Annotated in this window: 11 protein-coding genes and 1 other annotated feature; of the genes, 4 read left to right on the top strand and 7 right to left on the bottom strand. The window is 44.3% G+C overall.

Features of this window, described 5'->3' with window-relative positions:
- Positions 1-271 precede the first annotated feature (271 nt).
- From DWX57_RS10465 to DWX57_RS10455, 3 genes are read right to left on the bottom strand one after another with little or no spacing between them, the layout of a single operon-like run.
- Positions 272-967, bottom strand: coding sequence for a CvpA family protein (locus DWX57_RS10465; RefSeq protein WP_015533408.1), 696 nt, complete (start codon positions 965-967; stop codon positions 272-274).
- An 18-nt stretch (positions 968-985) separates the two neighbouring features.
- On the bottom strand, positions 986-2,275 hold the full coding sequence (locus DWX57_RS10460) for a DUF5711 family protein (protein WP_120124039.1): 1,290 nt from the start codon (positions 2,273-2,275) through the stop codon (positions 986-988).
- A 57-nt stretch (positions 2,276-2,332) separates the two neighbouring features.
- Positions 2,333-3,631 carry a LysM peptidoglycan-binding domain-containing protein gene (locus DWX57_RS10455; RefSeq protein WP_117551330.1) on the bottom strand — a complete coding sequence of 433 codons (1,299 nt, stop codon included), beginning with the start codon at positions 3,629-3,631 and terminating at the stop codon, positions 2,333-2,335.
- Between the two features lie 249 nt (positions 3,632-3,880).
- Between DWX57_RS10455 and yyaC the strand changes: the two genes are divergently transcribed.
- A complete protein-coding gene (yyaC, locus tag DWX57_RS10450) occupies positions 3,881-4,432 on the top strand; it encodes a spore protease YyaC (RefSeq protein ID WP_015533411.1) in 552 nt (183 codons plus the stop codon).
- Here yyaC and DWX57_RS10445 read toward each other — a convergent pair whose 3' ends face one another.
- The gene (locus DWX57_RS10445; RefSeq protein WP_118649837.1) at positions 4,433-5,545 is read right to left on the bottom strand and encodes a hypothetical protein; all 1,113 of its coding nucleotides are present in this window, start codon (positions 5,543-5,545) and stop codon (positions 4,433-4,435) included.
- A 295-nt stretch (positions 5,546-5,840) separates the two neighbouring features.
- Between DWX57_RS10445 and DWX57_RS10440 the strand changes: the two genes are divergently transcribed.
- On the top strand, positions 5,841-6,254 hold the full coding sequence (locus tag DWX57_RS10440) for a CBS domain-containing protein (protein WP_118649838.1): 414 nt from the start codon (positions 5,841-5,843) through the stop codon (positions 6,252-6,254).
- Between the two features lie 84 nt (positions 6,255-6,338).
- Here DWX57_RS10440 and DWX57_RS10435 read toward each other — a convergent pair whose 3' ends face one another.
- Both DWX57_RS10435 and DWX57_RS14160 read right to left on the bottom strand, forming a co-directional pair.
- Positions 6,339-8,003 (bottom strand): 2-isopropylmalate synthase, encoded by a 1,665-nt coding sequence (locus DWX57_RS10435; protein WP_120124036.1) that lies wholly within the window; start codon positions 8,001-8,003, stop codon positions 6,339-6,341.
- A 49-nt stretch (positions 8,004-8,052) separates the two neighbouring features.
- Positions 8,053-8,323 (bottom strand) — a binding site (T-box leader).
- Between the two features lie 75 nt (positions 8,324-8,398).
- Positions 8,399-8,548 carry a hypothetical protein gene (locus DWX57_RS14160; RefSeq protein ID WP_015533415.1) on the bottom strand — a complete coding sequence of 50 codons (150 nt, stop codon included), beginning with the start codon at positions 8,546-8,548 and terminating at the stop codon, positions 8,399-8,401.
- Between the two features lie 175 nt (positions 8,549-8,723).
- On the opposite strand from DWX57_RS14160, the gene DWX57_RS10430 reads away from it, so the two are divergent.
- Together DWX57_RS10430 and DWX57_RS10425 are read left to right on the top strand one after the other, a co-directional pair.
- A complete protein-coding gene (locus tag DWX57_RS10430) occupies positions 8,724-9,398 on the top strand; it encodes a uracil-DNA glycosylase (RefSeq protein ID WP_118649840.1) in 675 nt (224 codons plus the stop codon).
- 18 nt (positions 9,399-9,416) lie between these two features.
- Positions 9,417-10,025, top strand: coding sequence for a histidine phosphatase family protein (locus tag DWX57_RS10425; protein WP_118649841.1), 609 nt, complete (start codon positions 9,417-9,419; stop codon positions 10,023-10,025).
- Positions 10,026-10,085: 60 nt separating this feature from the next.
- Here the strand turns inward: DWX57_RS10425 and DWX57_RS10420 are convergent, their stop codons facing one another.
- Positions 10,086-10,709, bottom strand: coding sequence for an HD domain-containing protein (locus DWX57_RS10420; RefSeq protein ID WP_242992738.1), 624 nt, complete (start codon positions 10,707-10,709; stop codon positions 10,086-10,088).
- Positions 10,710-10,869: the final 160 nt, after the last annotated feature.

The following is a 10,869-nucleotide window of genomic DNA, read 5'->3' as shown; positions in this document are numbered from 1 at the left end:
TTAATTTTTCAAGGTTCTTTGTGCTCTCGCCTCTCAGCGACAACTTCTATATGCTATCACATCTGAAGTTCTTTGTCAACAACTTTTTATCTTTTTTCAAGATCGTTTCGATTGCTGATGTCTGACCTCTTCGGCGACAACTTCTAAATATTACCACACCGAAGTGTGTATGTCAACAACTTTTTTCATTTTCTTTGTCATCATATTCCAGTGACAGAAGAAGAAAATCGATGTTAACTTATGCCGGTCACAACCAGCAAGTGAAACTATACTAAATATCTCCCAATATGTCAATAACTATTTTCAAAAAAATGTTTTTATCGTACAGATATGTGAGAGCCTTGCTGTCGTGTACCATTTCCAGCATCTGCGAAGCCACTGAGAATGCTGACAAAAACGTTATGAGAACCATTGCGATCCATATACACAACACAGCCTGTGCAACGCCAAAAACAAGTCCGCCTGCTTTGTCCAGTCCACCGACCACGGGGATACCCGACAGAACATGCGATAACGCAAGAGCTATCAGCACGAGCAGCAGCACCACAAATATGGTTAACAGATAAGACAGTCCGTTCATGACCATATCTGTGAGATAATCCACAACATATGCCACATAGTCTCCGATCGCCTTTCCATTTATCTTGTCTCCGCCGTTACTGCGTATGTAGTTCTTCACGATCTCCGGCAGTTCTGTATGTTCTAGATAATCTTCTTTCTCATAGACAGATACACTTTCACTGATATCTTCCACTCCTATGCTCTGCTCTACCTTCTGCCTCACGGTGTCTCTGAGTGGTGTATGCTGACAGAGGAACTGGTTTACATACGGATTCAGCACATTTGTCAGGATCACCGCTCCTACTATGCCCACTGCACTTACCGCACTTTTGATGAGACCTCTCCTGTATCCGATAAGGGCGCACAGAAGAATAACCGCCACAGACGCAAGCAACATCAGATTCATATGCGCTTCTCCTTTCTCTTACATGCCCTTGAGGGCAATAGTCTGCGTCTCATTTTCAAATATGACCACATACTCCTCCTCGTTTGAGTCCGGCACAACATTTACAAGATTCTTGGTGAATGAATAATTAAATTTCATACTTCCATTAAACCTGATTATACTGCAGTCCATATCTCCCGTGACTATTATCTCCTCTTCAGTTGCATATATTTTGTCAAATGCATTGTCGTAGTCCACTTCAGCCTTCAGCGCACCCTTGTTGTCATATATATATATTTTGTATTTCGCCTTTGAGGCAGAATCCGAGACAGCAATATAACCCACGCAGGAAGAATTATAGAATACGCCCTGCATCTCCCTGGATCTGAGATCTATAACAGCTCTCTTCTCCGGTTTCTCCGTCATAGTGTATGTTCTTATATCTTTATTACCAAAGCATGCAATATTGTCATTATCTGTAAATTTCACGATAGGATACAGTGCATCATCCACTGTATAGCTTCCCATCATACGATCAGCATTCTCATTCTGTCCAACCGAGCTAAAATTGTACATGGCTATCACAGACTGTACCTTTGTGCCCTGTATCTTCATATAACTTGTGACCAGCTTCTGTCCATCGTTCGATATGTCTATATCCATAGGGTATCCACTTTTATCTATCGTGGTCTTGAGCTCATAGATCGTGTTGCTGTCCTTATCGTATCCATTGATATAATTGCAGCCTTCTCCCACAAGTACAAGGGTGTACACTCCCTGCTCTGCAATATCAACATTTGAGATGTCGTAAGCGAGAGTCTGACGGCTGACTTCGCCGTCAACATTAAACACATACACATCTTTACCGTTCATATCCGCAACTATCGCGTAGTTTCCGCACACCTCTGCGTGTGGCATCTTCATCGCATAGCTCACATCCCACTTTGTCACGCCTTTTTCATCTATGTAAGATGCACCGTCCTTGGTCACCTTCAGCACATTTCCCGCAAATACCGTGTAATCTGCTATATTGTCACCTGATGTTTCCGTCGCTGACACCACATCATACTGAGTGTATGTCTTTATCGCATTATATCTCAAAAGTGCAGTGACAAGTCCTAGCACAACCACAATTGCTGCGATAGCGAGGAGCATTTTGCCTTTTTTGCCCATGGTACGTTTTACTTCAATGACATTATCCCTGCCATTTGCAAGGCTTTCCTCGTCCATATCATCTTCTGTCTGATTCTGAACTTCCTGTTTTTCATCGTCTCTGCCCGCAGCAATTTCCTTATCCGCAGTTTTTTTATTTTTTGTTAAAAATTTCATATCCGTATTCCTTCTGTTCTTTATTCACTATAAAAAAACATGGTAATTATAGCATTTTTAATCTGTATAGGGAATAACCAATTTCTGGCCCTCATATATAGGTTCATCTATCTTCAGGCCATTTACCGCCGCTATACTCTCTGCGCCATCCTGCGTTCCGTACATCTTTATCGATATACTCACAAGAGTGTCCCCTGGTTCAACCACATAGATGCTCTCCGTATCCTCCGGCACAGAAGGTATCTCTGATGTTACAGCTTCATCTGAAACACTGTCCGAAGTGTATTCCGAGCCATACGAAGTTCCCTCCACCGAAGCACTTGTATTCTCCGTGCCTTGCGCCGCTGATATATCCTGCGATCCATTTGCTTTCTGTGCCATCTCTGTATCCTGCACCCCTGCCGCATTCTGAGTTGCCTCCGTGTTCTGTGATCCCGGTGTATTTTTTTGTGTATAGGCATCTCCGGATGCAGCTCCTCCCACTGTTTTCTCAGCACCGGCCATGGTGTCTGCACTGTTCATGAACACCTGAACCTCACCGGAGTGTTTTGCCTTTGTCAGCCTGTCCGTTATCTGCCCCACTGTATCCGGGGATATGTACCACAATGCTCCAAATGACACCGCACATACCGCAACAAAGCACGCCGCGGTTGTACCCCAGCTCCTCTTCTTCCGGTTCTCCGTCTGTTTCCCCCTCTCTCTGAAGTTTTCAACGACCGTCTTATCCTTTATTACCACACTGTCTGTCGCAGATTCCGCAGTCTCACGCTTTCTGCTGATTATGTAGTTCTGCATTTTCTCATTTCTCACATAATATATATAGTATCCCTTTTCCCTCATAAGGGTCCCGTGATCGTAATAATAAAATGCCTCCTCACACTCCAGTGCATCCATAAGGAACAGGATCTTTCCCTCACCCGGGAAATTATCGCGGTGCAGCCTTTTCATCTGATCGTTTATCTCTGCAGAGAAACCCATTCTGGACAGGAACCATCCCACGATCGACAGGTCATCGAAGTATTTGTTTATCTCCGCATATATTCCGCTCCACTCGCTGTCACCAAATTTTATCATGGATATGTCAAATTCAAGATTCTGTGCATCCACTGCGCCGCTGACAAATATCACCTTTGTGCCATTTTCATCATATACTTTTCCGAGAAGTATGGCTCCACGGCAGTTCATATTGCCCGGCGATGCAATTCTCCTCAGATATGTCATTACATAGTCTTCTACATATATCTTGTAATTTCCCGGGGCATTTCCCACCTGTCGTATATTCTTGGGCAGCTCATATTTCACCCTGTCGCTTGACCTCATCATCTCATTTGCTTCATCATATACTATCTCTATCATTCACCCGACCTCCTATACTCTTAAGCATCAGCCCTTACAGCTCCGCCAACGATGCATGAATAATACCATGTTGACAAGACGCTTTTTTAGGAAATCATGTCATTTGATGTGTGTAACTGCGCCCTATATTCCAGCCTATTACGACCTATATCTACAGGATCACGTAAATGAGCGCTTTATGAATCTATTGTGTAAACTTTGATAATCTTGGAAATACTCTATACTATAAAACACAGGCAGGGTATTGATATGATAAAAAAGAAGCAGCGACAAACAGAATATTTTAATCCAAATGACATTCTTGCCTGCCGTGCGCTTTCAACCAGAATATCGGATTTTCTGGCAGACAGCGGGCAGCCTTCTGACAGCACCGTGGTTTTATGCATAGGAACCGACCGCGCTACCGGTGATGCTCTCGGCCCTCTGACAGGCAGCTTTCTGACAGAGCACAACTGTCCTTTCAAAGTGTACGGAACGTTAAAAGCTCCGGTTCACGCCCTCAATCTGCGCGATACCATACACCATATATACGACCATTTTGTCTCCCCCGCCATCATCGCCGTCGACGCATCCCTTGGACGTCCTTCAGATGTAGGTATGATCACGCTCTCTAACGCCCCCCTGTACCCCGGAATCGGTGTAAATAAAAAACTCCCGGCGATAGGAGATATCTCCATCACCGGGATTGTAAATCTGTCTGGGAAGCCAGGTATGAGTCTTCTTCAGAGCACCAGGCTGTATACCGTCAGCAATATGGCACGCTTCATCTCTGACGCCATACTGTCATCATCGACACACTGACTAGCTCTCTCCCTTATAAACCTCTATGGCGCCTGACACTGTGCTTGCCGTGCCCTCCTCCATGATCGATATAAGATCAGAGAGTTTCTCTTCTGTGAGCAGATCTTTGCCAAGGAATGTGACATAGCTGTCAGTCAGATGGCTCTGCATATCAGCAAGCTGTGACTCCATGGCATTGATCTTTTCCTCGAGCTGCTTCAGATCCGCCTTAAGTGCGTCGATCTTCGGCTGCCGTCTTCCTGTTATATCATCAGTTATAACCTGTTTTGTATCATTCTCAAATACTTTTATCGCCTCAAGCTTGCGATTGCTTATATCCTCGCGCTCCGCCTCAAGCTCGCTGAGCTTTTCATCATATTTGCCAAGATTATATACACTCTCATCCTTGTCTCTTGTTATCGAGTTTCTGATGATCCTTATCTGCTTGTTGTTGGCGCGGACCTTGTTTCTTATCCGCCTGCCCTCATTGACGATCTCAAGATTCTTTACCTTGGCAAGATTGAACACTATAAAATATATTATAAATTCTGCTATGACGATCGCCTGACTGATCACCACATACGTCAAAGTGTGAACTCCGGTCTGGTATATGGTGTATGAAAGCGCCACGCATACAATCGCCGGTATACATCCGCAGAACAGGAGTATAAGCAGTATAAGCTTAAACACGTCGCCTGCTCCGCACGGAGCGAACATACAGTAGAAGAAGCCCGTATTGCAGAAGCCCGATACATTGTTCTGCTTAAACAGCTCCTTTGCCTTGAGTCTGAGCTGTCTGTTGCTCTCGTTCAGAGAGGCCGTCTCGCTCTCTATTCGGTTGCCCATACGCTCCGTCTTCTTCTTATCCTTTTTCGACTGAAGCTGCCTTATCTTGGCTCCGTTCGCCGAAAGCTGCTGGTCATATCCATCCTCTATCTCATTCTTTCTGTTTTTCAAGGTTGAACTGATCTCATCAGAAAGGCCCTTTTCCTCCTGTGAGATGCTCCTGCTGGTCTTTCTCTGTGCCGTTCTCGCCTGTTCAAGGTTGTCCTGCACATCATCGATAGCCACCACCAGCTCCCTTGCCCTTATAAGATATTCCTGATTCTCCTGGAAAACATTCTCCGATCCCATACAGTCCTCCTTATGTCTCTTATAATAGTGCATATCAAGTTTATAATATCAAATCGCCTACTAATTAACAACATAATTTTGCAAATTCTGACACATCTGACACATTTCGGATTATATTCTGAAAATACTTTCTTATCATGCACCCGGTCACTATTATTTCACAGTAATTTAATTGAACTCATACTGATTATATTTTATAATTATTACATATGGGCGATAAGCAATATTTATGGTATTTATCATTTACAGAATGGGGCTGTAAAATTACAAATTATATATGACAAGGAGAAGCGACATGAACATTTTATTTTTTCTTACACCTAAGAGCGATGTAGCATATATTGAGGACAGTTTTTCACTCAGACAGATACTTGAGAAGATGGAGATACACAGATATTCTGCAATACCGATACTATCCAACACCGGTGAATATGTCGGCACCATAACGGAGGGCGACATTCTCTGGTACTGCAAGCGCAATTCGATGAACGCGCTCAAAACCGCAGAGAACATCTTCCTTAATGATATTCCAAAGAAATTCGAGTACGCCTCCGTATCCATCAGTTCCAACATGGAGGATCTCATAGCCAGAGCCATGGTCCAGAATTTTGTTCCGGTGGTTGACGATCAGAACAAGTTCATCGGCATAGTTACACGAAAGGATATCATCGGTTACTGCTATAAGAAACTTAAGACCAGCGAATCATAAAAAACACCCGGATATGTAAGCATTTTGCCTGCACATCCGGGTATTTTAATGTAATTCAATATATCTTAATCCCTAATTTAATATCTAATTGAGATCTCCTGTTCTGTTGACGGCGCTCACGAGTGCATGTACAGATGCGTCTATGATATCGTCCTTTATTCCTGCGCCCCATGTAACCTTACCATCGGCAGTCTCGACTCCGACATAGGCAACGGCCTGTGAGTTGGATCCTGTCTGAAGTGAATGCTCCTCGTAACATACAACCTTGAACTGTATGTCAAAGTGCTTCTTTATAGCGTTGCTCACGGCATCCAGACGTCCATTTCCCTTGCCATGGTAAACCTTCTTCACTCCATTCTTCAGTATGGTTATCTCTGTGGATATTCCATCTCCCTGTACGAAGTGATTCTCAAGCATCTTGACAGGTCCATCTATATTGACATATGTATTCTGGAATATATCCAATACTTCCTTTGGACTGAGCTCCTTGTGCTCCTTATCTGACACATCCTTTACTGTGTAGCCCAGATCCTCTCTGAACTTTGCAGGAAGGTCAAAGCCGTACTTTGTCTGGAGGATGAATCCAATTCCACCCTTTCCTGACTGGCTGTTTATTCTGATAACATCGCCATCATACTTTCTTCCGATATCCTCAGGGTTAAGCGGCAGATATGGACAGGTCCACATTCCGTCTCCTTGCTCTTTTCTGAACTTCATTCCCTTGGCAATGGCATCCTGATGCGAGCCTGAGAATGCGGCAAATACAAGCTTTCCTGTATATGGTGAACGCTCGTAAACCTTCATTCCTGTAACTCTCTCATACATCTCTGTGAGTGATGGTATATCGCTGAGATCTATCTCAGGGTCAACTCCATGGGTGAACATGTTCATGCAGAGTGTGATCACGTCCACATTTCCTGTTCTCTCACCATTTCCAAATAATGTTCCCTCTATTCTGTCTGCGCCGGCGAGGATACCAAGCTCTGCATCTGCCACTCCACAGCCTCTGTCATTGTGAGGATGAAGTGAAAGGATAATATTCTCCCTATCGTGGAGGTTCTTGCTCATATACTCTATCTGGCTTGCGTAAACATGTGGAAGTGACATCTCGACTGTTGCAGGGAGGTTGATTATAACCTTTCTGTCCGGTGTCGGCTTCCATACATCGATAACTGCGTTGCAGACCTCAAGTGCATAGTCAACCTCTGTTCCGGTGAAACTCTCCGGTGAATACTCAAAACGATATGGAACGCCGTACTCATCAGCCATCTTGTTGAGCAGCACTGCTCCATCCACTGCTATCTTAAGTATCTCTTCCTTTGACTTTCTGAACACCTGCTGTCTCTGGGCAAATGATGTTGAATTGTACAGATGTACGATCACGTTCTTTGCACCCTCTATAGCCTTAAATGTCTTCTCTATGATATGTGGTCTTGCCTGTGTAAGTACCTGTATCGTGACATCATCAGGTATGAGATCCTGCTCTATAAGTGTTCGGCAGAACTCGTACTCAGTCTCGGACGCTGCAGGGAATCCGATCTCTATCTCCTTGAAACCGATCCTGACAAGCTCCTTGAAAAATTCCAGCTTCTCATCAAGGCTCATAGGTACGATCAGGGCCTGATTACCGTCTCTCAGATCCACGCTGCACCAGATAGGTGCTTTGTCAATATACTCCTTGTTTACCCAGTCTGTGCACTGTACCGGTGGCATGTAATAGCCACGCTTGTAATTCTGATAATTCTTCATTGATATAACCTCCTACTTAAGCAAAAAAAAACTCACATCTCCTAATCACTATAGAGACGTAAGTTACGCGGTACCACTCTATTTCATACAATAATGTATGCTCTCGTCGCAGATACAGATGAACGATATACTTACCGCCGTCTTATACCCTCCTGCTGTAACGGTCAGGCTCCGTCCCTTCCTACTTCACACGATCATCTGACGTGCCATTCAGCGGGCTGCTCCAAGGCGAGTTCAAATCCTATCGATCACCACCTCACACCAACCGGCGGTTCTCTGAACATCTCCAGAATTCTACTGCTCCTCTTCATCGCATTATCTAGGCTGACTCTAACACATACAAGTGTCAGATGTCAACCCCTTTTCGCTATAATCCTATATATATATTAACAGTTCTACCAGACAATAAATCTCTTGTTCTTGAGAGATCTTCCGCCTGCTGTAAGCATCAGTATACCCACTACAAGACCAGTAACTATCGTTATAACCCCAAGTGCTATGTTGAGTGCTCCAACCTGCTTCATAGTCTTATATGCTTTCTCCATACTCATATGCTCCTTTCTATAAGCCTTTATCAATTCTCAGATATGGTAAGTATATCATGTGATATTGCTTCTTACAACTTAAAACTTGAATTAGTTTATTTTACTTTGCACCCCGCCCGTGATAAAATAACTGTGTTTCGGATCATTATATTTGTATACAAAAAGGAGTATCAATATGCCAGCAATAACAAATGACTGGGCTGAATATCTTAAGCCTGAATATAAGAAACCTTACTATAAAAAGCTGTTTGATTTTGTGGGACAGGCATACGCAACGGAAACTGTCTACCCACCAGCCGATGATATATTCAACGCATTTCACACAACGCCGTTATCCCATGTAAAATGTGTGATAATCGGTCAGGATCCATATCATGAGCCGGGGCAGGCACACGGTCTGAGTTTCAGTGTGAAACCAGGTGTCACCATACCACCATCGCTCGTCAACATATATCAGGAGCTTCACGATGATCTGGGATGTAAGATCCCCAATAACGGATATCTTGAGAAGTGGGCCGACCAGGGAGTCCTCATGCTCAATGCCGTGCTGACCGTTCAGGCTCACAGAGCCGGTTCCCATCAGGGAAAGGGCTGGGAACAGTTTACCGATGCAGCGATCAGGATCCTGAACGAGCAGGACAGACCTATCGTGTTCATCCTGTGGGGTGCATACGCCCAGAAGAAGGCCGCATTCCTGAACAACCCACACCACCTGATCCTGAAGTCCGCACACCCAAGTCCACTGTCTGTATACAGGGGCTTCTGGGGAAGCAAGCCGTTCAGCAAGACCAACGATTTCCTGGTTGCAAACGGAGTCGAGCCTATCGACTGGCAGATCGAGGACATTTGATTTTGGAGGACTGTACACATGGAGATTTATATTGTAAGACACGGTGAGACCGTATGGAATAAAAAGAAGCTGCTTCAGGGCCGGACTGACATTGAGCTCAGCGACAAAGGACGAGAGCTCGCCAGGATCACAGGAGAAAATCTGAGAGACACACACTTTGATATGGTGTTTTCCAGCCCGCTTAAGAGGGCTTACGAGACAGCCAGCCTCATTGTCGGCGGCAGGGACATTCCAATTGTGAAGAATGACCTCATAAAGGAAATGTGCTTTGGTGACTGGGAAGGGCAGAATATGTCAGAACTTCTGGCAGACGGAAGTCAGGATTTCCAGTATTTCTTCAAGCATCCTGAGCTCTATCATCCGGTTGGAAACGGCGAATCATTTGAGGAGCTCTGCCAGCGGGCGGCCAGATTCATGACTGAGTATGTGGAGCCACTCTCCTCAAAATATTCAAGGATCATGATCGTTGCCCACGGTGCGATAAACAAGGCGATGATGATGCATGTGAAAAAGCATCCGCTCGAGGAGTTCTGGTCAGGCGGACTGCAGCAGAACTGCAACGTGATAATGCTTGACTACTCGGACAACGTATATACGATCATCGATGAGACAAAAATTTTCTATTAGATTATAAATAGATCATAAAAACAAAGAGCGCTGTCCCAGCTTCATCCATGATACAACCTATCATGAATGTTTCAGGTTCAGCGCTCTCTGCACTTCCAGTATCTGCTCTTCTATCTTATCTGCGAGCATATATATCTGTTCATTATATCTTCCATCTATTCTCCGCATAGCCTCGGGAAGGGGATTGAGAATGTCCGTATACGACTGCTTTATCTTCTTCTGTATCCACCTCACATCAGGCATGTAAACTATCGTCCTGAGATTGTGGAGCCTGTCCGCAAGCTTCACGATCACCGTCTGGTATGAGCCTTGGGAAAACAGCCTTCTGGCATATACGGAAAACGGCTCCCCCTGTATCCTGGTCAGAAGTCTCACCTGCTCGCGTATGTCCGCACCAAATGCATTCTCTATATCGTCAAGTGTACATTCTGTATCTTCAACCGTGTCGTGAAGAAGTGCAGTTATAAGGATATCCTCGTCGGTTATCCCACACTCTTCTCTCAGGATATTGTATACGCCAAGTATATGTTCATCATAATAAGGCATCATACCGCCATTCCCACGGCGCATCTGCCCTTCATGAAATGCTTTTGCCATATCCATAGCCTGCTGTATGCGTTCTGAAACCTGTACATCCGGTCCAACCATATCATCAACGCCTTTTTCCAGTGTCATGTCAGCCATCTTCTTATCCCTTTCAGTACATCCCAAACTACACAAAGTATAACATAGCAGCCTTGAATAATCTATCCATTTTTTATATACTTAACAAATGTGCTTCTATTAAATTTTACATATACAATGAAATATTTTTTACTTTGCACATCACACTTTACAAAAGGAG

The organism is Coprococcus sp. AF19-8AC (assembly GCF_003603115.1).
Lineage (GTDB): Bacteria > Bacillota > Clostridia > Lachnospirales > Lachnospiraceae > Coprococcus > Coprococcus aceti.
Note: the sequence above shows the minus strand (reverse complement) of the source record. Positions and strands in the feature narration are given on the sequence as shown.

Coding starts and splice junctions, on each gene's coding strand:
- DWX57_RS10465 (WP_015533408.1), bottom strand. CDS start 967: ATGAATCTGATGTTGCTTGCGTCTGTGGCGGTTATTCTTCTGTGCGCC.
- DWX57_RS10460 (WP_120124039.1), bottom strand. CDS start 2,275: ATGAAATTTTTAACAAAAAATAAAAAAACTGCGGATAAGGAAATTGCT.
- DWX57_RS10455 (WP_117551330.1), bottom strand. CDS start 3,631: ATGATAGAGATAGTATATGATGAAGCAAATGAGATGATGAGGTCAAGC.
- yyaC (WP_015533411.1), top strand. CDS start 3,881: ATGATAAAAAAGAAGCAGCGACAAACAGAATATTTTAATCCAAATGAC.
- DWX57_RS10445 (WP_118649837.1), bottom strand. CDS start 5,545: ATGGGATCGGAGAATGTTTTCCAGGAGAATCAGGAATATCTTATAAGG.
- DWX57_RS10440 (WP_118649838.1), top strand. CDS start 5,841: ATGAACATTTTATTTTTTCTTACACCTAAGAGCGATGTAGCATATATT.
- DWX57_RS10435 (WP_120124036.1), bottom strand. CDS start 8,003: ATGAAGAATTATCAGAATTACAAGCGTGGCTATTACATGCCACCGGTA.
- DWX57_RS14160 (WP_015533415.1), bottom strand. CDS start 8,548: ATGGAGAAAGCATATAAGACTATGAAGCAGGTTGGAGCACTCAACATA.
- DWX57_RS10430 (WP_118649840.1), top strand. CDS start 8,724: ATGCCAGCAATAACAAATGACTGGGCTGAATATCTTAAGCCTGAATAT.
- DWX57_RS10425 (WP_118649841.1), top strand. CDS start 9,417: ATGGAGATTTATATTGTAAGACACGGTGAGACCGTATGGAATAAAAAG.
- DWX57_RS10420 (WP_242992738.1), bottom strand. CDS start 10,709: ATGGCTGACATGACACTGGAAAAAGGCGTTGATGATATGGTTGGACCG.